The organism is Indolivaga alginatilytica, from assembly GCF_003201355.1.
GTDB lineage: Bacteria > Bacteroidota > Bacteroidia > Bacteroidales > Dysgonomonadaceae > Dysgonomonas_A > Dysgonomonas_A alginatilytica.
Genome location: NZ_QICL01000023.1, coordinates 22577 through 44695 on the forward strand (window position 1 = coordinate 22577; position 22119 = coordinate 44695).

Below are 22119 nucleotides of genomic sequence, written 5' to 3' on the forward strand. Positions count from 1 at the left end.
AGATAGTCTAAAACCCTTTATTAAAAAAGTATTGAATAAAAACAAAAGAATAGATAGCAAACTTAAGGAAAATTCAAAGTAGTAGAATTTTCTAAACAAATAATAATTGAACGGTTTCTACTATTTAATGTTTATTTCTAGCTTTGCTGAAAATTTATTAACTTAATATTTTACTTAATTATGAAAATTAAATTGGTATTTTTGGTATGTATCTTTCTCATTTCAAATGCGTCCTTTGCGGAAAAAACGGTAGGGTCATATTCTTCTAGCTACTTTAATAAAGTATATGATATTGAGGCGGGAGAAATTAAAAATGGAAAATTTTCTGTATACATTCAAGTGCCTGCGAAAAGCGACAACCGAACTATGGTTTTAATAGAAAGCGACCAGATTAAAGAATTTAATAGTATATTACTTCAAATGAAAGACAAATTTGTAGAATGGTCTAAGGTCGCTAAAGATAATAATGTTACAGAACTATCAAAGTCTATGGATCTCAGGCTTCCTAAAACTACAATTTGCTGGCAAGGTTCTAAATGGTTTTTTTCTTTTGGTCAAAAACTTCAACCTAGTTTCATGATCCTTGAAAGCGGAAAGCATGTTGTGACGTTGGTGCAGAAAGTAACCTCTTCTTCAAATCAATATATCGATGAGACAATTTATTGGGTATTTGCAGACCCTCAGGAAATCGATGAATTAATTGCTCAATTGGATTTTGATAAAATTAAGTCAAAACTAGAAGAGGATAAAAATTCATCTGATTTATTCCAGTAAATACTCAGTTACACTCGACTGAATCCAGAATAAACATAAGAGGGAGCAATTTAAAAGTGAATGCTCCTTTTTTTGCTTTTAAGATTCTTCACATCTTTGTATAAAGAGTAAATCAAATGCTCATCTAGTTTATAACTGTCTTATCAAAGCAATAAAAAGGTCTGTGACCTTATTTAGAACTAAATACAATATCTATGCAACTTATTGACGGGAAAGCTATAGCCTCCCAAATAAAAAAAGAGATTGCCGAAGAAGTAAACACTATAAAGGCAAATGGCGGAAAAACACCACACTTAGCCGCTGTTCTTGTCGGACACGATGGAGGTAGCGAAACCTATGTTTCGAATAAAGTACGCACATGCGAAGAAGTAGGATTCAAGTCAACGCTTATCAGATATGAAAGTGATGTTACCGAAAAAGAAATTCTGGCATGTGTCGAAAGATTGAATAAAGATGCAGATGTAGATGGTTTTATTGTACAATTACCCCTACCCAAACATATATCTGAAGAAAAAGTAATTGAGGCAATCGACTACCGTAAAGATGTTGACGGATTTCATCCGATCAATGTAGGTCGTATGTCAATCGGTCTTCCTTGCTTTATCTCTGCAACACCTGCCGGTATAGTTGAACTACTGAAACGTTACAATATACCCACACAAGGCAAGAATTGTGTTGTACTAGGCAGAAGTAACATTGTAGGCAAACCTATAGCCGGTCTCATGATGCAAAAAGGGTATCCGGGAGATGCAACGGTAACAGTATGTCATAGCCGCACTCCCAATATCAAAGAGATATGCCTCGAAGCCGATATCATAATCGCAGCAATGGGCGTTCCCGAATTTCTGAAAGGAGATATGGTAAAAGAAGGAGTAACAGTAATTGATGTTGGAACTACAAGAGTACCATCTGCCGAAACAAAATCGGGCTTTAAACTAAAAGGCGATGTTGCTTTTGATGAAGTAGCGACCAAAGCAGGGTTTATCACTCCGGTACCCGGAGGTGTAGGACCTATGACTATTATCTCTTTGATGAAAAACACACTCCTTGCAGGAAAAAAAGAAATCTACAAATAGATAACTACTCTATCTTTTAGCTTTGACGGATTTTAAAATAAATTATCAGGAGTAACGTAAATATTACTCCTGATATTTTAGGATTCTTATCAAGAATTAAATCCCGTGATTTATTATAGACAGAGTTTCATTTACATTAAAAAACTTGCTTGTAATATTCTTTGCCCCCATTACTTCAACACGTTTTACATGCATCTGGGCATATTTTTCGGCAGAAGCCATATCTTTAAATAGATATATACCACCACTTTCTTCAGTTTCAGTATTTTCTATCCATATTTTGGAAACAAACCCATCTTCGTTATTAATACTTTCCGCTAATTGCTTAGCCCCATTTGTCAGTGCATCTCCCATCATCTCGGCAGGAAAATCAAAATTAATTTGTATTAGTACCATAATTGGATATATTAATGTTATTTAGATTTGTAAAATTAATCGGATTACTCTTTAAGTCGCCACAAATTCCCTTTTCGGGAAACTATGACCGCTAATTTATTCTCATTTTGTAAACGTAGTAATTCTTTCTCAGCATCCGACATACTTATCTCCGCCAATACAGAAAGTTCTTTAATCGTTATACTGCCAAATTTATGAACCAATTCCAGAGCATCTTTCGAATAATCCGTTCTTTTAACTTCCGGAAAAGATTTCAGGATAGCTTTTTCATAAGACTCATAAGGTTTAGAACCAGATACTACTTCCTGCAATCCCGTATCATTAAAAAAGTAGATCGTTGGAAAACCACGTACACCCATTTCACGAGACAGATTCAAATCTTCCTGAAAAAGAGTCTGGGCTTTTCCCTCATAATCGTCTTTCAATTTTGTAATATCTAATCCCGAAAGACGTGCAGCCTCTGCTAATACTTCCCACTTCGAAATATTTTTTTTCTGTAAAAATAACATTTCACGCATTGACCTTAGAAAAGCGACCGCTTTCTCCTCACTTTGCAGTTGGGCGGCTTTAAAAGCAATAGATGGCGGATAAGACGATGACAAGGGATCTTCCAGCCAGACGTTTCCATCTATTGGCATTTGATAATAATCGCTTGCATGATCCCAATGCACTGCAACATCCGCAGGTTTCGTTATTCCTCCACTGTTATAATTATTATCGAATGAAGGCAATAAACCTCCCATACGATAATCTATTGTCAATTCGTGACCATATTCCAGTTTCAACTTTCTTAATTGACCTTCGATCCCCCAACAGGAAGAGCAAATGGGATCGGTAAAATATACCAGCCGAACTGTTTTTTCTTTTACTTGTGGATTATTAAGGGCTTCTTTATTTGTATTTATTCCCGGGATTTCACAAAACCCCGTTTCAGGGTCACATAATATTGGATTTTTAGTTTCCATATCTCTGTCATTTTTAGTTTGATTATAACAACTACTTGAACATAAAACGGCAATTGCCAAAATAAAACATTCTCGTATCATATAACTTATATTATCTCTGTACAAAGGTCTGCAGATAATTCATAACCTGCAATAAGTCAAAAAAATATGACTACTGATATAACTGATAAAAAAATAGATGAATTGGCTTCCCATCCTTTTGAGAAAAAGGTGGCAAAAGGACTATAATCAACCTTTGATTGTAAGCAGTAAATAAAAAGTTGCAAATAAAAAAGGCAAATCACAAAACGACAGTAGATATTGTCACAATAACATTCTGGGAAGATGTAAGCAAAATTTGGATCTTTCCTTGTTCTCAAACCTTAGATTCCCTGTTGCAGAGCGAGAAACGTGTACAAAAAAGAAGAGGTTGTCATCCCGACAACCTACTCCTCAATTATTAACCTTAAATCTAATACTATGAAAAACACGGTGCAAATATAGATATGAATTATTAATTTCAAAACTAAATAGAATAAATTATGCTTAAAAACATAATTATTTAACTTTGGTTAGCAAGAATGCGTTAATTAACACATCTTTTTTAAGAAAAATATAAATTTCATTAACAGAAAAGAAGCCCTATGGAAAAAGGAGTTATTTAATTGTTTTCGGGCTATTGGTTTATATATTATCTTTGCACACTCAAATGAAGGCGACAAACCTTCCAAAAACATTTTAATATTGTTATCAGTAAGACTCTTGAGTCTCAATTCTATAACAATAAATAAAAGAAGAGGCTTTTGACGAGAAAAAAGAAGACATCATTTATATGAGCGAATTAGAAAAAGAGATACAAAGACGACGCACATTTGCAATTATCAGTCACCCTGATGCCGGTAAAACAACATTAACCGAGAAACTCCTTTTGTTTGGAGGTGCAATACACGTTGCCGGAGCTGTAAAATCGAATAAGATAAAAAAGACAGCAACCTCCGACTGGATGGAAATCGAAAAACAACGTGGTATTTCGGTAGCAACATCAGTTATGGGTTTCGAATATGACGGATATAAAATAAATATTCTCGACACACCCGGTCATCAGGATTTCGCTGAGGACACTTACCGTACACTCACCGCTGTGGATAGTGTGATTATAGCAGTAGACGTAGCCAAAGGTGTAGAAGCGCAAACACGCAAGCTTATGGAGGTTTGTAGAATGCGTAATACTCCGGTAATGATCTTTATAAACAAGATGGACAGAGACGGGAAAGATCCGTTTGACCTTCTTGATGAATTGGAAGAAGAACTTAAAATAAAAGTACGCCCTCTGAGCTGGCCCATAGATAGTGGTCAACAATTTAAGGGTGTTTACAATATTTTCCAAAAGAAACTCGACCTATATACGCCAAGTAAACAAACTGTAACAGAGTCTATAGCCTTTAGCGACATTAACAATCCTGAATTGGAGAGTCACATTGGCAACTCGTTAGCTGAAAAACTTCGTGAAGATATAGAGCTTATTGAAGGCGTATATCCTGATTTGGATATGGATCGTTATTTGAAAGGGCAAGTTGCTCCCGTATTCTTTGGTTCGGCTTTAAATAACTTCGGAGTAAAAGAATTACTAGACTGTTTCGTGAAAATAGCACCCTCGCCCCGCCCTATTGAAGCCGTCGAAAGAGAAGTGAATCCGAATGAAGAAGCTTTCACCGGATTTATCTTTAAGATACATGCTAATATGGATCCAAATCACAGATCGTGTATAGCTTTCGTTAAAATATGCTCGGGAAAATTTGAACGTAATGTCAATTACAAGCATATGCGTTTCAATCGTCTGATGCGTTTCTCCTCTCCTACAGCTTTTATGGCTCAGAAGAAAGAAACTGTTGACGAAGCATATGCAGGAGATATAGTAGGTTTACCCGATACGGGAAACTTCAAAATTGGAGATACTCTTACATCAGGAGAAAATTTACACTTCAAAGGCTTACCAAGCTTCTCGCCGGAAATGTTCAAGTACATAGAAAATGCCGACCCAATGAAGACCAAACAACTTCAAAAAGGTATAGATCAATTGATGGACGAAGGTGTTGCTCAACTATTTACAAACCAGTTCAACGGACGTAAGATTATAGGTACGGTAGGACAACTTCAATTTGAGGTTATCCAATACAGATTACTTCATGAGTATGGAGCACAATGTAAATGGGAAGCAATCAACTTACACAAAGCATGTTGGATTGAAAGCGACGACGCTGAAGAAATTGAAAACTTCAAGAAAAGAAAAGCTCAGTACATGGCAAAAGATAAAGAAGGCAGAGATGTATTTCTTGCCGACTCTAACTATGTGCTGATGATGGCTCAACAGGATTTCAAAAACATTCGTTTCCATTTTACATCTGAATTCTGATAATAAATTTCAGGTATGCAATGATTCTGAATTAAGAATATATAGAATTAGAGGAGTTCAACAGAATTCCTCTTTCTTTTTTAGAAAAGGTGAGAACAATTATACAAAAAGATAAGATTAAAAATCATATACACACATCGAGTAATCTTTTTCAGGAGTTAAGTAGCCTTAAATATTTAATGCGGTATTTTATCAATATAACTATCTCTGGTTGTTATACTTGCCAAAGCAATAAAAAGGTCTGAGACCTTAGTTGTTGTAAGTATATTGCAACAAGAGATCATAAGCATAGATAAATATCTGCCTATAATGTATATATTTGGTCTCTATAAATCATTTTATATGTCATTTACCGTAGCAAGCAATTTAAAAGTAGAAATATGGAGCGACATTGCATGTCCGTTCTGTTATATAGCTAAACGCCATTTCGAAGAAGCTCTGGCACAATTTCCACACAAAGATAAGGTTGTAGTAGAATGGAAATCATTTCAACTGAACCCTAATGTACCCGAAGATACACATGGCGAATCGTTGATAGATTCTTTTGTAAGAGAAAAAGGAATGTCTGCGCAACAAGCCGAAGGTCTATTTACAAATGTTGTGAATATGGCAAAACAAAGCGGGCTTGATTTTCATATGAATAAAGTGGTGGTTGCAAATACCATCAATGCTCACCGTCTGAGTCATCTTGCAAAAACAAAGGGAAATAAAACTCAGAACGATATAGAAGAATTACTATTCAAAGCATATTTCACCGAGGGAAAGAATGTGAATGATAAAAACATTCTAACCGAAATAGGATTAAGTGTAGGATTAGGAAAGGATGAACTCGAAAATCTTTTCAACAGTCACAACTTTCACGACAAGGTTAGCTATGATATTCAAGAGGCAGGCGTATTCGGCATAACAAGTGTTCCTTACTTTGTTCTCAATCGTAAATATGCGATTTCGGGAGCACAACCCAGCTCTGCATTTCTGGATATTTTAAACAAAGCTTATAACAATTAAGTATCGAATAACGATCATCTATGCAAGACAAAACAGAAATAGCCGAGAAAATATCCTTAAAATACGAGCATCCCCTTTCTCCTGGAGATTTGGAAAGCTTTGCATCGATACTCCAATGTAAGGAGTTATCAAAGGGTGAACTATTTCTGAAAGACGGCCAAGTAAGCAAGTACATTCAATATGTAGATAAAGGGCTGGTCAGACAATTTTATTATAAAAATGGTCGTGATGTAACCGAGCATTTTACATGTGAGAACAACGTTGCCGTATGCATAGAAAGCTTCTTTCGTCAAGAACCGACACGTCTGCTTATAGAAGCATTGGAATCGACCGTCTTATATTGCATTCCTTATAACGAAATAGAAGTATTATCTTTTCATAAACCCGAGGTAGGTATTTTATACCGTCGTTTTCTGGAAGCAACCCTTATTTTATCCCAACAGAAAGCCGATTCGTGGCGTTTCGAGAGTGTTCGCGAGCGCTACGAACGTTTTATCAAAGAATATCCGCAAGCAGCTAAACGCGCACCCATAGCACATATTGCCTCCTACTTATTGATGACACCCGAATCGCTAAGTCGTGTTCGATCAGGGCAATGGTAATTTATTTTGTATACTTTTAAGACTCCCGGAATCATTACTTGATATATATCATTTTTTATTTCCTGACTATTCTTGATCTTTGACCGTTATTTTTTCGAGATGCACTAATCTTAACAAGCTCTCTATGAATAACAAACCTGAATAACCGAAATAAGTACCAATTTTTATATTTCAACCATGATTAAAACATTTGCTATAGGGATTGATATGGGCAATACCACTACTTCGATAGGTATTGTAGATACACAAGGTAATATTATCAGCAAGAGTTCTGTTAAGACCGATTATCAACACATCGCCGAATATATAGATGCAATATATAATCACCTTTCCGTTTTAATTGAACAGCAAGGAGGTATTGATTACATTAAGGGTATAGGCATAAGTTCATCTGACGGTAATTATTTTACAGGATGTGTGGAATTTGCACCCGAACATACATGGAGTGGAAATACCCCTATAGCTCAGATATTGGCTGATAAGCTACAATTACCCGTTACCCTGACCAATGGAGCAAATGCCGCAGCAATGGGGGAGATGGAATATGGTATAGCTCAGGGAATGAAAGACTTTATACTTCTATCACTTGACAATGAAGTATGCCGGGGAGCCGTTGCCAACGGTGAAATAATATACGGTCATAAAATTTTCTCGGGAAAATCGGGACATATCAATGTACATAACGACAGAGGCAGAATATGCAAATGTGGACGAAAAGATTGTTTAGAAGCATATTGTTCGACAGATGGAATAATTACTACAACTTTAGAACTTCTTATATCAAGTAAGGAAACGAGTACATTACGAAATATACCTCAAAACGAATTAACGTTTGAGAATATATACGAAGCATCTATACAGGGGGATTCTCTTGCTAAAGAAGTTTTTCGCTTTACGGGTGATATATTAGGGCAGTTATTATCTGACCTTATTGCCTATTCAAGCCCAAAAGCATTTATACTTTCAGGAAAAGTGGCAAAATCAAATGAATTCTTTATGCAGGCTATTCAAAAATCATTTGAAGAAAATTTGTTGCAGATATACATCGGAAAAACAAAGATACTGACATCGGATATTGAAAATTCGGATGCCATCATTCTGGGGACAAGCTTATTGGCTTGGAACTCGAAATTAGTCGAAGCATAAAAAGTATTCCATAATATCCGCATACTGAAGAGTCCTGCAAATGAAAATTTCAGGGCTTTGTCATTTTATAGAAACAACTCCAACTATTTACATTTACACATATATCATAATTGAAAGATTGCAGTAGAACTTATCCAATCAGATACTATCCAGAAAATCTTTATAAGCTTGAATCTGCCTTTCCGTTAAAGGAGTTGCAGTATCATTTTCTGAGCTCTCATCAAATAAATTCCTATAGAAGTTCGGATCCTTATCAGCTTGTAATTCTACAAATTCCCTGAAAGTTATATCATCTTCTATCTCAGTATATTTGTCTCGTAATATTTGTAACGCATTCCCTTTAATCATAGCAGTAAGTTTTAAGTTCGTATTTTTCTTTATCTACATAAATAAGATACTATCTTAATTAAAGTTCGCTTTTCGCATATTTCCGACCAGTTGATCCTATTTAATCGTTACTTATTAAACAATTCACTCTTCTATATTGTTCTAATTTGTAGTCCGATCAATAAGGATGAGACATTTACAACCTAAAAAAACACTATTATGGCACAAGAAAACGATTCTACATCCAAGGCTGACTTAGATAGAAGATTGGGAGCTCCCATGAAAAAAAGTGAAGGTCTGTGTAGTGATAAGAAAAGATCCGAGTCTGAACATTTACATGCTTATCGCGAAGATGTAAATATCAGCAATGAAAATGAAAAGGCAAAAACTGAAAAGTGATAATCAGTTTATATCTATAATATCAGAACCGCTCTATTTTTTTTAGGAATAGAACGGTTCTGATATTTTTGTAGACATAGCATTGATAAACAATATTAAACTATAATTACTGTTTTTCAGTAAGGTATTTCCAAAAACGTTTAGGCATATGCTGTCGGTGCAGCTTTGGATTGATCCGTTCCTTTATGGTCATCGATTTAAAATATCCTTTCCATAATTCCTGAAACAACTTTTCATCCTCTGCCATGAGAGCATCATTCAATTTTCCGGTCAAAAGATGCTCGTCGTCAGTCAGTGTTATTTCGATAACAGTTTTTAGATCATAATAATATCCATATTTTCGTTTTAAGTCATAAACCACCCACCTTTGATCCGAGAATCGATCTTTCAGATGGCTTATAGCCAAAGGCAAAGCATTATAGACAGGCGAAACGGGAGCAAAGTAAATTCCGTCAGCCGCTTTCTGAAAACGAATAAATTGTTTCAGATACAGTTCTTCTTTTGCCACCTTTTTAGCTAATTGATGAATTTGAAGCACATCATCATCTCCAAAATTCATCTCGATAGAATGCACATTATCAAATACTTTTCGAATGTACCTGAACAACAGATCGTCGCTACCCTCTTCTTCCGAAAGCCATACATAATTAAGCATATTACAAGCAGTCTTCGACAACTTTTTTTGCAGAGAAGCCCATACACGTGCAGATCTGTCTTCTTGTGTAATGACCGTGTAACTTTCCTCCATAAACATAGGGGCGATACTCCCTTCCCCTAATAATTTATCAGGGAAAATTTTCCTACTGTATGCATCAAAAACAGCAGTAAGAAAACCTTCGAATGTTTTATCGTAAAAGAATACAATCATATTTAGAATTAGTTACAAGTAAACGAGTAGACATGTTAACTGATAACTGATAACTGATAACTGATAACTGATAACTGATAATTGTCAACTGACCTTAATCGGGGAAGATAATCGAGAGTTGCTGTTGATCTATCTCTCCTTTTTTCTTTTTAGTTTCAGTCAGAATCTTTCGAAGAAACTCTGGCTTCACCTCGTTTATAGTATTCATAGGTAATTCATTGCAGGTGATAAAATATTGAGCCTTTTTCATCACAATACCCATCTTTTTCAACTGATAAGCATTCAGTTTACCATATCTTCGGGAAGTAACAATCAGCTTTGCAGATTTCACCCCGATTCCCGGAATACGGAGAATCAACGAATAATCAGCCTTATTTACATCAACCGGAAACATCTCCGGATGACGCAAAGCCCAAGACAATTTAGGATCAATCTCAAGATCGAGATCAGGGTAGGCATCATCTACAATCTCATCGGCTCTGAACTCATAAAAACGCATCAGCCAATCTGCCTGATACAGTCTGTTTTCGCGAACCAACGGAGCTTGTTTTAATGCAGGCAAACGTGTATCGTAACTATTAACAGGAATAAACCCCGAATAATAGACCCGTTTCATACTGGGACGCCTGTACAACGCAGAAGACAGTGTAAGAATATCTTTATCGCTTTCGTTGGTTGCACCTACAATCATTTGAGTACTCTGCCCGGCAGGAACAAACCGTGGAGCAAAACGGAACTTTTGCCGCTCTTCGATGCTTTGAAGCATCCCTTGTTGGATGTACTTCATCGGTTTGAATACGCTTAGATGATCTTTTTCGGGAGCAAGTAACTGGAGATTTTTCTCGGTAGGTATCTCAATATTCACGCTCATACGGTCGGCATACAATCCGGCAGCATTTACCAATTCCTGACTTGCTCCGGGAATACTTTTCATATGAATATACCCATTATACCGATGAACGGTTCGTAGTTCTTTAACAACCCTCACCATACGTTCCATAGTATAATCGGGATTATTAATTACTCCCGAACTGAGAAATAGCCCTTCTATATAATTGCGGCGATAAAACTCTATCGTCAAATCAACAAGTTCCTGTACGGTAAAAGTGGCACGCCTGATATCGTTGCTCCTGCGATTGATACAGTACGCACAATCATAAATACAATTGTTGGTAAGCATTATTTTCAACAACGATACGCACCTTCCATCTTCTGTAAAACTATGACAAATCCCCATACCTCCGACCGTATTTCCGATACCACCCGGAGTATTCTTTCGGACAGTACCACTTGATGAGCAAGACACATCGTATTTTGCAGATTCGGCAAGTGTTTTTAACTTTTCGAGTACGTTTTCGTTCATAGTACTACAAAGAAAATTATTTCAAATGAGAGATCAGCTCAAAAAACATTAAAAGAGCTATCATTGTTAAAAACACGTGTAATACACTCAATAATAATTATTTACAATTTCGATTTACGCATTCGCCTTTTATAGAATAAATAAAGTAAACCTAAGAGAAATAGCATTACAAAGAGGCTTGGTTCCGACATGCGTTGCGTATCATCATTCAAATCTAACGATCTGTTTCCCGACAAAGCTTCTTCTTGTTTCTTCTTCAACATTTCTTTTTGTGCTTCATTCTCCACAACAATATATGCAGTAAGCGGTGTCAATATTCTGGATTTAAAACTATTCTGAACCAATGGCAACCATTGCTCATCTGCTGTTTGAGGATACAGAGCCTGCAACATCCATTGCCCCTGTATTAATAATCCCGATTCCCAATTCTTTTCTTTGATACTGGCGAGATTACTCTTCAACACCTTACTCTTAGTATTTAATACTATGGATGGCAAACTGTCGTTAGGCAGATATGACAAAGGTTTATCTATCGATGGCCATACTTTCACCTTACATTCGGGGAATGCTGTCACTCCGCTTTCGACAATACTTCGCACATCCTCAAACAATGAATAAGAAGATAAACGCTCGCCATTTAAACCATAGAATTTATCATTCTCCGGATATGTAAATTTTAAATCTGCAAAATCATTATATACAATGGCTTTCTGAATATTATCACTCACCACTACAATAATAGGATAAGTATCTTTAGGATTAGTATACGATTCGAACAATATTTTTTTTATCGCCCTATCCAAGAAAAAGCCGCCTTCCGTATATTGAGATTTCAGATACTCTTCCCATCCCTCAGCCATTTCTTTGGTTTTGACATAGGTTCCCGTATAAGAGATTCGGGCTCCTTGCCCACTTATTATATTCTTATTAAGCAGACCTTTTATATCTGAGATATTTTGCCTTTGCTTATCAGAGGTCGCATGGGATATATCTACAATAAAATGATAATAGGGCTTTCTGGATACAGTTTTTAGACTTTGTTTTTCTTTAGATGAAACATACACAACTTCGCGCTTCTCGTTCTCTATCTGATTTTTCACCTGGCTTTCTACACCTATCGTCTTTTCTACACCGGAATCGCTACCCAATGCAACAGAATGCCCATCGATATTAATCACTACCGGATCTTTGTGAATAAATTGAATACCTGTACGTCGCACCTCTCCTGTGCTAAAAGGAAATACTCGAAAATCCACCTTATTACCCGAAAGATAATGCAGCATCCCCGGATCACGGTTTTCGTTCCGTATTTGGGAAAATACCCATGTGGCAGCTTTTTTTTCAGCCAAGATACCCATCTCTTTTATATCTCCTACATATAAATAGTAATCGCTTATCCAGCAACCGTCAGGCAAATCTATTTGTGTTATATATTCAGAATTCCGAAGTGAGGCAAGCCGATTTTCTATTGACAAATCGATCCAACTAACCCATGCCGCTTTTTCTTTATCATATTGGCTTCGGTGCTGAATATCTATTATACTTATTTCTGCGTTACCCACTTTAGCTAACTCCTCTGTTTCCTGATCAGGAGATTCATTATAAGAAAAAACGTTCTTAATCAATTGCTTTTTATTAAACGAAAGATTCAAATTATCAAGAACTAACCATTTAAAATAACTTGATAAGTAAGGCGTTGAATTATAGAAAAACTGACTCTGTTTGTTTTCATCAACTACTTTCAGAGTTTTCAGTACCGAACCTGCATTCAAATCATACTCCTTTGTATAATCGGGACTATAGAGATATTCAAGGGTTTCGAATAAAACCGATCTTTCATACTGATAGCTTAGCGAAACACCTATGGGTAAAATGAAGAAGCCAACAATCATTATCGGATATAATAATGATTTACGGTATAATGTTCTCAGGTATTTAAAATCTTCGTAAATCAGATCTAAATGAATAATAAACAACAAAAGAGGTGTAAGCATCAAAAAACCAGTACCAATAAGCAATATAGCGAAAACAGATAGAGGTAGAAAAGGCAAAAAGACCAAGAAGAAATAGAAGGTATATAGAAAAGTAGCACATCGACCAAAGAATACAAATAGTCGAACCTTGCGATTCTCGAAAGATGGTAAACAAATCAAAACTCCATTCACTACAGCTAGTATAGGAAATGCATAACTCGAAAAATCACCAAATAAATCATCCACGAAGCTATTGAGAAATAACCCTAATAGAGGAAATAGTAGAGCAACAGGTATTTTCCAGAACAATTCATACTCCTTCCGGATTGTCTTATCCGAGATCAGTATATACAGAAACCGGATCAGGAAAAACAAGAAAAAGGTGATCCCTATAATCATTAAACTGATCAATATATGATGTCCATCAGAAGACACTATTGTCCATAAAGGAGCTAATAAAATACCAAATACATAGAATAAAACAGGAATAAACAGTGCTGCTAAAATATTAGGCCAAGCTTTCATTCGTTTGGTATGAGGTGTGAGAATTAACACCAAGCATAACAATGAATGGATGAGTGTAGGCATCAAAAAAGTACCTACATATAAATAAATATTACCAGAGAATAACCAGCGAGGTACATTCCAAGGAACAAAATCGTCCGAATAATTCGCATATACATATAAATATATAGCATAAATAACCAATGATATAGCGCTATAAAAAATACAGATATGCTTTTTTCTTACACATTGAATAGTCGCATACGCAAACGATAATCCAGACAAGCCGATAAGGCTCAAAGCAAATAGCTTCCACAACCATAATTCACTAGCAGAGAGAAAACTTTCTATAATATGCAGTTCACTCCAACCTATAAAAATTAAAAGAAGTACAGGTAACGTGTTTACAATAAAAATCCATCTGGGATCAAGCAATTTTTTCATTATCCTTTATTTTAGTGATAGTGTAGTTTAATATGAAAAAAAACAAGATTAGAAAAGAGAGGTATACAAAAATTCCCTCCATTTGATGCAACCATGTGCCGGTAGGATCAATATACTGAGGAAGTTTACCCCTCATTAAAAGAATATATCCTGTTATTCTCGATACATTAGCCAATAGGGTTGCCACATATGATAAAAAAAGAGAAAGGGGGATTATCAATAAGAAATTGATCTTTTGCGATTTGATAAGTACAAAAGAAGCCATCAGAAAACCTATCAGCCAGAAAGTATATCCCGAGCACGATTTGTTTATCACAATATTCAATTGCGAATGGAAGTAGCCGACTTCATCTATGTATACAGCTTTTGACCCGATAATAATTTCTATTAGCTTATTTGTGGGCATCAATAAAAACTGCATCATATTTGCATCGAGGAATGCGAATACAAATCTCAGACATGCAAATATCAAAAAACAGATTCCAATGTATATAATCTCTCTCTTAACCATAAAAAGAACTTTGAAACACAAAGTAAATGATTTATTTTATATAAATACTACATTTTACAAATAAGAGTTTCTATATTTTTCATTTTTTTTGAAGATATTTGCACCACAACTACAACAAAAAAAGATCGAATAAATTCTCATACAGGCATGTATGACTATAAAGTTAATTAACAGGAACGTAACGTTCTGTTCGCATTAACGAAATAGTTATGCTATTCTTTTGTACTAACAAAATGTATAAATTAAATTAATGTATGAAAAAATTTATTCTTTTACTCATCGTTCTTTTAACAGGTATAAACTCGTTTGTATCTGCACAAGTAACAACAGCTTCTTTATCGGGCAGAGTCTCAGATGATTCGGATATCCTTCCGGGAGCCGTAATAATTGCAACTCATACTCCTTCGGGAACTACTTATTATGGCACTGCAAACGAAAGTGGACGCTTCCTTATTCAGGGAATGAGAACAGGCGGCCCATATACTTTAGAGATTTCGTTATTAGGATTCAATAAGTATGTTCAATCCGGAATTAATTTACGCTTGGGAGAAACCTTTGATGTTCAGATCAAACTTGAGCAGGATAACCAAATGCTGAACGAAGTAGTAATTACCGGAGTATCTCAATTCAATGCAAACAAAACAGGAGCGGCAAGTAACTTCAACAGACAGCAGATCGAAAATATGCCCACCGTATCGCGAAGTATCTACGATGTGGCAAAACTAACACCTCAGGCAGTAGTATCGGGATCCGGACTTTCTTTTGCAGGCAGCAACAACCGCTACAACAGCTTCCAGATAGACGGTGCTGTAAATAACGATGTTTTTGGACTAGCTTCAAGCGGAACCAACGGCGGACAATCGGGAGCAAATCCTATTTCTTTGGATGCAATTGAAGAAATTCAAGTGGTTATAGCACCTTTCGACGTACGTCAAAGCGGCTTTACGGGTGGAGGTATCAATGCCATCACCAAATCGGGAACAAATACTGTACACGGATCACTTTATGGATATTTCAACAATCAGGATTTAGTTGGAAAAACAGCCGGAAAAAATATCGAAAACAGAATAAAGCTTACCAATCAGTCTGAAAAAACATACGGTTTTACAATCGGAGGACCCATTGTAAAAGATAAATTATTCATCTTTGCCAATGCCGAAAAGGTCGAAAAAACTTATCCATCGTCTTATAATGTTGGAGCAGGTTCTAACATAACCAAAGAGCAAGCCGATCAGGTTATTAATAAATTAAGCTCATTGACTGGCGGATATAACGGTGGCGGATACGGACAACAAGATGTCAACACCGAAGCGACCAAATTATTAGCAAGAATAGACTGGAATATAAATAAGGTACACAAAGCAACTGTAAGATACAGTTATGTTGAAGCCTCTCAATTAAACTTCTCGAATTCAGCCAATGCACTTCGTTTGAATGACAACGGATATAATATGAATAACAAGACGAATTCGTTTGTCGGAGAATTGAATTCAAGATTATCGCAAGAATGGTTTAATGAATTTCGTGTAGGCTATACACGTGTACGCGACTTCCGTGAATTTTCGGGACAGGCTTTACCTTATATAAAGGTAAACCTAGCCAATACCAACTCTATCGAAATGGGAACAGAACGTTACTCTCCCGCAAATTCGTTAGATCAGGACGTATGGACATTAACCAATAATACCACTTGGTATAAAGGTAATCATACCATTACTTTTGGTACACACAATGAACTTTTCAAGATGAAAAACCTTTTCATCAGAGATAACTTCGGGTCTTATATCTACAACTCTATAGAAGATTTTCTATCTGTAGGCACAGCCAATGAGGTAGCTCCTAACGAATATAACTATTCATTCTCGCGTGAAGATATAACAGGAAGTAAAAACTGGGCACCCTCTTTCGGTGCTGCTCAATTGGGTTTCTACGGACAGGACGATTGGGCTGTAACAGACAAATTCAACTTAACTTATGGATTAAGAGTCGATCTGCCAATATTTCTTGATACTCCCGGCAAAAACGAAGCATTCAATGCTTCTGCCATTGCACAGGAATATCAAATTGCAACAGACCAAATGCCAAAAACCCAAGTAATGCTATCACCTCGTGTAGGTTTCAGATGGAATGTAGACGAAAATAAAAATACATTGCTTCGTGGGGGATTAGGTGTATTTACAGGACGTGTTCCTTTTGTCTGGATATCAAACAGCTTCTCAAATACAGGAGTTGAATATAGCCGCACCCGAATAACGGGATATGATAAAAACGGAGCCGTTTCTCAAGAAATGAAAGACGCAATCGCCAATGGGTTTAAATTCCAGATCGATCCGACCAAACAATTTACACCTAATGCCTTGACCTCAGAAATTGATGTAGTGGACAAAAACTTCAAATTCCCACAAGTATTCCGTGTAAACTTGGCAGCAGATCAAAATCTGGGTAATGGCTTTAGAGGTTCTATTGAAGGATTATACTCTAAGACTCTTAATAATGTAACATACAAAAATCTTGCAGTACATGAAAGTGGAAAATACCTGAATAATGGCGGAGATCAACGCCCGTTGTACACAGCCAGAATAAACCCGGCAACCAACGCTGCATATACCAAAGAATATACAGGTATTGTTTACCTTACGAATACAAGCGAGGGATATACATATAGTGTGACCGGAAAATTAGAAAAAGAATTTGATTTTGGGTTAAATACAATGATCGCTTACACATTCGGACATTCTAAAGGTGTAAATGATGGAACTTCAAGCCAAGCTTTTTCTAACTGGTCTTACAACGAGAACAGACAAGGACCTAATAATCCTGAATTATCTTATTCGGATTTTGATACTCCACACCGTATCATAGGAACAATATCATACAGAAAAGAATATGCTAAGAATTTTGCAACTTCTGTTAGTTTATTTTATAACGGTCAGTCAGGAGCTAACTATTCTGTAACTTATAAAAACAATATTAACAACGACGGAGCGTCAGGTAATGATATACTTTACATTCCGACAGACACAGAATTAGCAGGTATGAAGTTCCAAGACATCAAGACTAATGCTGGTGTTGTGACCAGCACAATAGAACAACAACGCACAGCATTGGGTGAATGGATCAACGGGACTAAAGATATCAGAGAGAAAAAAGGGCAATATATTGAAAGAAATGGTCTTAGAACACCATTCGAGCACCACTTCGATTTTCATATTGCACAAGATTTCTATATCAATGTTTCAGGCAGACGTCATACATTGCAAGTGAACTTCGATATTCTGAATGTAGGAAACTTATTGAATAGTGCGTGGGGATTATACAATAGCCCCGGATATTCATACGCTCCTGTTACAGTTGCAAGTGTTGACACTGAAGGAGTACCAACATTCCAATTTACAAAACCTTCGGGAGAGAAACTATACAGTATCTCAGATTATAATTCACGCTGGCGTTCTCAAATAGGAGTCAGATACATTTTCTAACTCAAAAGACTGCCTGGTTATATATAAAAAGAATTCCTATTCATTAACTTTGCAATAGGGTATTCATGTAGAGACGTAATCTATTACGTCTCTACTAATAAAAAACAAATCGGTTATGAACAGACTTTATTCCTTATTTTTCATTCTTCTGATTATAGCTTCCGGCTCCAATCTCTATTCTCAGAACAATGATAATTATACTATTATAATTTCTTTAGATGGTTTTAGATGGGATTACCCTCAAATACATGGAACGCCCAATTTAGATAAAATGGCTCAAAAAGGAGTAAGTGCTGTTATGAGACCATCGTATCCGGCATCTACTTTCCCCAACCATTATACACTGGTAACAGGACTTGTTCCCGATCATCATGGTATTATAAACAATATATTTTGGGACAGGGCGAACAACAGGCAATATAGCATGGGAGACTCGCTGACTCGCTATAACCCCGATTATTATAAAGGTGAACCCATCTGGACAACGGCTCAGCGACAAGGGGTAAAAGCTGCCAGCATTTACTGGGTAGGATCAGATATAAATATCAAAAACTCATACCCTACCTATTACAAAGAATGGGCAGAACAACCACGACTCACTTTTGAGCAACGGGTTGACACTGCACTAGCCATGCTTAATAAAAAGGAAGAAGATCGCCCCCGATTAATCACTCTATACATGGATGAACCCGATGCGTCAGGACATCATTTCGGACCTAATGGAAAAGAAACTAAAATAATGGTGAATCACATAGATAGTCTTATAGGGAAACTGATTGACGGAATAAAATCGCTACCCTTCGGTGATAGAGTAAATCTAATAGTGACAGCAGATCATGGTATGACTTATGTTTCGAAAGATCGGTTTATAAATATTAATGATTATCTGAAACCATCATGGTACGAGCGGGCAGTAGGCACTAACCCTACATCTATATTTGCAAGCAAAGAGAACCAAGATTCAATATATAAAGCATTGTCGAACATTGATAATATTAAAGTATATCGAAAAAATAAAGTGCCGAAAAGCCTTAAATACGGAACAAATCCTAACATTGGAGATATTGTAGTTATTCCTGCTTGTGGATGGCAGTTTGGCTTTAAGCCATCACCTAATATAGGTGCACATGGATATGATCCTGCTCATCCCGATATGCAAGTCATCTTTTTTGCGTTCGGTCCCGATTTCAAAGAAAATTACAAAGGAAAAACGTTTGATAATACAGCGATATATCCCCTACTCGCTCATTTATTAGGCGTAAAACCGGCTCACAATGACGGGAACTTTAAGCAAGTAAAACCATTCTTGAACAAAAAGAAATAAGAAGGTCGAAAACCTTTTCATTACTTTGGCAGGTATAATATAACTACAGACAGTTATAATCATAAAACATAGTATTAAATACTTTGAGCTACTTAATTAATCCGATAGTAACAAAATAGAGCGAATACTGTAATAATTAATCATGACATTTGTAATAGAAGATCACAATTATCTGTTCCGTGTTGTTTTAGGTTATTCTTATTTGTTCGCTGCTTTTTTAGAAAATAATAAATTACTACTTTTAGAAAAAACAAGTGCCTAGTGATTAGTCGCTTGTTTTTATTTTACCGAATCTCTCTCCTACGAAAAATAAATACTTCATATACTTGCAATAAGAAAGTAACACCAATGTAACTTAAGAGAAGTAATTTTCGGCTGTAAAAAATTAAACATAAATATGGATACAAAACGTTTTGCAGCAATCGATATCGGATCAAATTCCGTACGACTTTTGATTACAGATGTAATTGACTATAAAGGGAAACCTTACTTCAAAAAAAATCAATTAATCCGCATACCTTTAAAACTAGGGGAAGATACCTTCTCAACCGGATTTATCAGCGATGTAAAAAAAGAGAAACTAACTACATTAATGCAATCCTTACAAGGATTGATAACAGTGAACGATGTAGAGGTATGGAGAGCTTGTGCAACTTCGGCAATAAGAGAGGCTGAAAATGCAACAGAAATACTTACTCATGTGGAAAACAAAACAGGCATTCACATCGAAATGATAGACCCAATAGAAGAAGCTCATTATATCAGGCTGAATAATATTGACGAATTTCAAGAAGAAGACAGAGCCTATATTTTCACCGATGTGGGTGGTGGAAGTACCGAATTGATTCTATTCTATAAAAATCAAGAAATAGCAACAGGTTCGTTCCGCTTAGGAACACTCCGCACATTACCTGCCGAGGAAGAAAAAAATGAATGGGAAGCAATGAAAGACTGGATGGAAGAACATTGTAAGAACTTCCCCAAAATATCACTCATAGGATCGGGAGGCAATATTAACAAACTAGACTCACTACTTCGTCGATGCGGTCGCATTAAGCGTGAGGAACTCATCGCTTATTATCGTAAGCTTCGAACTATGAGCTACGAGGAACGTGTAATTAATCTAAAAGTAAGCCTCGACAGAGCCGAGGTAATTATGCCGGCCATAAATATCTACCTTCGAATAATGAAACTATCGAGAGCATTAGTTATAGAAACGCCCATTATAGGAGTAGCAGACGGTATAATAAAAGACTTATATATAAAAGACTATCAATACCAATCGGTATTAAGTGAAAAGAATAAAGCCCTTTACAGTACCAACTCCTGAAAAAGACATTCAATAGTCTGATCCAAATCGGATGAAAAACCCGAGTGGGGTCTTGAAGTCTGAATACACGAACTTCTTACTGCTGTCAACCATCTGAACCGTTCCGGAATATCGAATGTGGCAATAACTCCGCCATCCTTCGAGCCGGAGCTAATTTTCTCAAAAGCTTCCAGAATAGAATTGATCTCTTCTACGTCAGCCTCATCAGAAAATAACTTCAGCTTATTCTCGTCCACCTTATAAAGTACTTTTATATACTTAGCCTGTTTCGAGAACAAGATAATGCCCACATTAATAAACTCTTCGCGCTCAACCCTTGGCAAAACACGAATTACGGCATATTCATATAAGTGTTTTCCTTGCATCTTGAGCTTCTTTTACAAATATTCGGGAATTATTTACTCTTTCAATTAAAAACTGACGGTATATATTTTTTATATCGCTTGGTGTTTCATCTTCATCTCCCCACTCCAACCATTCATCAGGGATAAGATCAACAATTTCACTGATCTTTTGAGGAGTCAAAATCTTTTTGAATTCAATATCAGCCTCATCTAACAGATTTGCATTTGGCAATAAAACGTGATCTTTTATCTGAGTGAACGGACTTACTGCATACTTCTCCCAATTGACCCACGAATGATGAAAATACAATGTAGCACCATGATCTATAAGCCACAGCTCCTTATGCCACATAAGCATATTCGTATTTCTAACAGTTCTATCGACATTGGTTAAAAAAGCATCCATCCAAACAATTTGAGAAGATAGTTTTGCATCAACCTGATTTACTACGGGATCGAATGTAAATGCACCCGACAGAAAATGCAATCCAAGATTTAATCCTTTGCTATTCTGTAATAAATCCTGAATTTCCTCATCTCCTTCCGTACGTCCAAAAGCTTCATCGAGATTCACAAATACTAGTTCAGGAATCCGAAATCCCAAAGTCTGAGCAACCACCCCTCCTATCAGTTCCGAAATCAAGGCTTTTGTACCATGCCCCGAGCCTCTGAATTTAACAACATATTTAAACCCATCGTCCGCATCTGCCAAAGCCGGCAAAGAGCCGCCTTCTCGCAAAGGAGCAATATATCTTGTAACATTAACTGTCCGTAATTCCATAATTATAAAATATTTACTGCTGCATTTCTAATGATAACAGACTATTGCTATTATACTCACTAAAGCAATAAAGAAAAGTCTACAACCTTAAATAAGAAGTAAAGATACAACAA

The 22119-nt window shown here is 36.2% G+C and carries 19 protein-coding genes; 10 read left to right on the forward strand and 9 right to left on the reverse strand.

Annotated features, from left to right (window positions below; genetic code table 11):
- Positions 1-180: 180 nt before the first annotated feature.
- Entirely contained in the window at positions 181-774 is a 594-nt protein-coding gene (locus tag CLV62_RS15540; RefSeq protein WP_110311695.1) for a hypothetical protein, read from the forward strand.
- Between the two features lie 194 nt (positions 775-968).
- The gene (folD, locus tag CLV62_RS15545) at positions 969-1850 is read left to right on the forward strand and encodes a bifunctional methylenetetrahydrofolate dehydrogenase/methenyltetrahydrofolate cyclohydrolase FolD (protein WP_110311696.1); all 882 of its coding nucleotides are present in this window, start codon (positions 969-971) and stop codon (positions 1848-1850) included.
- A 96-nt stretch (positions 1851-1946) separates the two neighbouring features.
- Here folD and CLV62_RS15550 read toward each other — a convergent pair whose 3' ends face one another.
- Both CLV62_RS15550 and CLV62_RS15555 read right to left on the reverse strand, forming a co-directional pair.
- Positions 1947-2246, reverse strand: coding sequence for a monooxygenase (locus CLV62_RS15550; RefSeq protein WP_221409251.1), 300 nt, complete (start codon positions 2244-2246; stop codon positions 1947-1949).
- A gap of 44 nt (positions 2247-2290) precedes the next feature.
- Positions 2291-3211, reverse strand: coding sequence for a ClpXP adapter SpxH family protein (locus tag CLV62_RS15555; protein ID WP_110311698.1), 921 nt, complete (start codon positions 3209-3211; stop codon positions 2291-2293).
- Between the two features lie 811 nt (positions 3212-4022).
- On the opposite strand from CLV62_RS15555, the gene CLV62_RS15560 reads away from it, so the two are divergent.
- From CLV62_RS15560 to CLV62_RS15575, 4 genes are all read left to right on the forward strand, one after another.
- The gene (locus tag CLV62_RS15560; protein WP_110311699.1) at positions 4023-5603 is read left to right on the forward strand and encodes a peptide chain release factor 3; all 1581 of its coding nucleotides are present in this window, start codon (positions 4023-4025) and stop codon (positions 5601-5603) included.
- Positions 5604-5945: 342 nt separating this feature from the next.
- Positions 5946-6611, forward strand: a complete 666-nt coding sequence (locus tag CLV62_RS15565; protein ID WP_170120073.1) for a DsbA family oxidoreductase — start codon at positions 5946-5948, stop codon at positions 6609-6611.
- A 20-nt stretch (positions 6612-6631) separates the two neighbouring features.
- Positions 6632-7213, forward strand: a complete 582-nt coding sequence (locus tag CLV62_RS15570) for a Crp/Fnr family transcriptional regulator (protein ID WP_110311701.1) — start codon at positions 6632-6634, stop codon at positions 7211-7213.
- Positions 7214-7390: 177 nt separating this feature from the next.
- Complete coding sequence (locus CLV62_RS15575) at positions 7391-8359, forward strand: ROK family protein (RefSeq protein ID WP_110311702.1); 969 nt, start codon at positions 7391-7393, stop codon at positions 8357-8359.
- 138 nt (positions 8360-8497) lie between these two features.
- Here the strand turns inward: CLV62_RS15575 and CLV62_RS15580 are convergent, their stop codons facing one another.
- Positions 8498-8707, reverse strand: coding sequence for a hypothetical protein (locus tag CLV62_RS15580; protein WP_110311703.1), 210 nt, complete (start codon positions 8705-8707; stop codon positions 8498-8500).
- 198 nt (positions 8708-8905) lie between these two features.
- On the opposite strand from CLV62_RS15580, the gene CLV62_RS15585 reads away from it, so the two are divergent.
- Positions 8906-9085 (forward strand): hypothetical protein, encoded by a 180-nt coding sequence (locus CLV62_RS15585; RefSeq protein ID WP_110311704.1) that lies wholly within the window; start codon positions 8906-8908, stop codon positions 9083-9085.
- 106 nt (positions 9086-9191) lie between these two features.
- On the opposite strand, the gene CLV62_RS15590 is transcribed toward CLV62_RS15585, so the two are convergent.
- From CLV62_RS15590 to xrtK, 4 genes are all read right to left on the reverse strand, one after another.
- A complete protein-coding gene (locus tag CLV62_RS15590; RefSeq protein WP_110311705.1) occupies positions 9192-9953 on the reverse strand; it encodes a TIGR03915 family putative DNA repair protein in 762 nt (253 codons plus the stop codon).
- Between the two features lie 94 nt (positions 9954-10047).
- Entirely contained in the window at positions 10048-11316 is a 1269-nt protein-coding gene (locus tag CLV62_RS15595) for a putative DNA modification/repair radical SAM protein (protein WP_110311706.1), read from the reverse strand.
- A gap of 101 nt (positions 11317-11417) precedes the next feature.
- A complete protein-coding gene (locus tag CLV62_RS15600; protein ID WP_110311707.1) occupies positions 11418-14237 on the reverse strand; it encodes an MSEP-CTERM sorting domain-containing protein in 2820 nt (939 codons plus the stop codon).
- Positions 14221-14748 carry an exosortase K gene (xrtK, locus tag CLV62_RS15605; protein WP_110311708.1) on the reverse strand — a complete coding sequence of 176 codons (528 nt, stop codon included), beginning with the start codon at positions 14746-14748 and terminating at the stop codon, positions 14221-14223. Before xrtK ends, CLV62_RS15600 begins: the two co-directional genes overlap by 17 nt.
- A 254-nt stretch (positions 14749-15002) precedes the next feature.
- On the opposite strand from xrtK, the gene CLV62_RS15610 reads away from it, so the two are divergent.
- From CLV62_RS15610 to CLV62_RS15620, 3 genes are all read left to right on the forward strand, one after another.
- Complete coding sequence (locus tag CLV62_RS15610) at positions 15003-18227, forward strand: TonB-dependent receptor (protein WP_110311709.1); 3225 nt, start codon at positions 15003-15005, stop codon at positions 18225-18227.
- A 115-nt stretch (positions 18228-18342) separates the two neighbouring features.
- Entirely contained in the window at positions 18343-19551 is a 1209-nt protein-coding gene (locus tag CLV62_RS15615; RefSeq protein ID WP_110311710.1) for an alkaline phosphatase family protein, read from the forward strand.
- A gap of 397 nt (positions 19552-19948) precedes the next feature.
- Positions 19949-20881, forward strand: a complete 933-nt coding sequence (locus CLV62_RS15620) for a Ppx/GppA phosphatase family protein (RefSeq protein ID WP_110311711.1) — start codon at positions 19949-19951, stop codon at positions 20879-20881.
- Here the strand turns inward: CLV62_RS15620 and CLV62_RS15625 are convergent.
- Positions 20863-21246: a DUF3037 domain-containing protein gene (locus tag CLV62_RS15625; protein ID WP_110311712.1), complete on the reverse strand. Its 384-nt coding sequence runs from the start codon at positions 21244-21246 to the stop codon at positions 20863-20865. The two genes, CLV62_RS15620 and CLV62_RS15625, sit on opposite strands and share 19 nt — an antisense overlap.
- On the reverse strand, positions 21224-22006 hold the full coding sequence (locus tag CLV62_RS15630; RefSeq protein WP_110311713.1) for a HipA family kinase: 783 nt from the start codon (positions 22004-22006) through the stop codon (positions 21224-21226). Before CLV62_RS15630 ends, CLV62_RS15625 begins: the two co-directional genes overlap by 23 nt.
- Positions 22007-22119 lie beyond the last annotated feature (113 nt).

Bases quoted from the DNA above. Each gene is read 5' to 3' on its own strand.
- CLV62_RS15625 (WP_110311712.1), bottom strand. From the start codon at position 21,246: ATGCAAGGAAAACACTTATATGAATATGCCGTAATTCGTGTTTTGCCA.
- CLV62_RS15550 (WP_221409251.1), bottom strand. From the start codon at position 2,246: ATGGTACTAATACAAATTAATTTTGATTTTCCTGCCGAGATGATGGGA.
- CLV62_RS15595 (WP_110311706.1), bottom strand. From the start codon at position 11,316: ATGAACGAAAACGTACTCGAAAAGTTAAAAACACTTGCCGAATCTGCA.
- CLV62_RS15565 (WP_170120073.1), top strand. From the start codon at position 5,946: ATGTCATTTACCGTAGCAAGCAATTTAAAAGTAGAAATATGGAGCGAC.
- xrtK (WP_110311708.1), bottom strand. From the start codon at position 14,748: ATGGTTAAGAGAGAGATTATATACATTGGAATCTGTTTTTTGATATTT.
- CLV62_RS15580 (WP_110311703.1), bottom strand. From the start codon at position 8,707: ATGATTAAAGGGAATGCGTTACAAATATTACGAGACAAATATACTGAG.
- CLV62_RS15600 (WP_110311707.1), bottom strand. From the start codon at position 14,237: ATGAAAAAATTGCTTGATCCCAGATGGATTTTTATTGTAAACACGTTA.
- CLV62_RS15540 (WP_110311695.1), top strand. From the start codon at position 181: ATGAAAATTAAATTGGTATTTTTGGTATGTATCTTTCTCATTTCAAAT.
- folD (WP_110311696.1), top strand. From the start codon at position 969: ATGCAACTTATTGACGGGAAAGCTATAGCCTCCCAAATAAAAAAAGAG.
- CLV62_RS15560 (WP_110311699.1), top strand. From the start codon at position 4,023: ATGAGCGAATTAGAAAAAGAGATACAAAGACGACGCACATTTGCAATT.
- CLV62_RS15585 (WP_110311704.1), top strand. From the start codon at position 8,906: ATGGCACAAGAAAACGATTCTACATCCAAGGCTGACTTAGATAGAAGA.
- CLV62_RS15590 (WP_110311705.1), bottom strand. From the start codon at position 9,953: ATGATTGTATTCTTTTACGATAAAACATTCGAAGGTTTTCTTACTGCT.
- CLV62_RS15570 (WP_110311701.1), top strand. From the start codon at position 6,632: ATGCAAGACAAAACAGAAATAGCCGAGAAAATATCCTTAAAATACGAG.
- CLV62_RS15555 (WP_110311698.1), bottom strand. From the start codon at position 3,211: ATGGAAACTAAAAATCCAATATTATGTGACCCTGAAACGGGGTTTTGT.
- CLV62_RS15630 (WP_110311713.1), bottom strand. From the start codon at position 22,006: ATGGAATTACGGACAGTTAATGTTACAAGATATATTGCTCCTTTGCGA.
- CLV62_RS15620 (WP_110311711.1), top strand. From the start codon at position 19,949: ATGGATACAAAACGTTTTGCAGCAATCGATATCGGATCAAATTCCGTA.
- CLV62_RS15575 (WP_110311702.1), top strand. From the start codon at position 7,391: ATGATTAAAACATTTGCTATAGGGATTGATATGGGCAATACCACTACT.
- CLV62_RS15610 (WP_110311709.1), top strand. From the start codon at position 15,003: ATGAAAAAATTTATTCTTTTACTCATCGTTCTTTTAACAGGTATAAAC.
- CLV62_RS15615 (WP_110311710.1), top strand. From the start codon at position 18,343: ATGAACAGACTTTATTCCTTATTTTTCATTCTTCTGATTATAGCTTCC.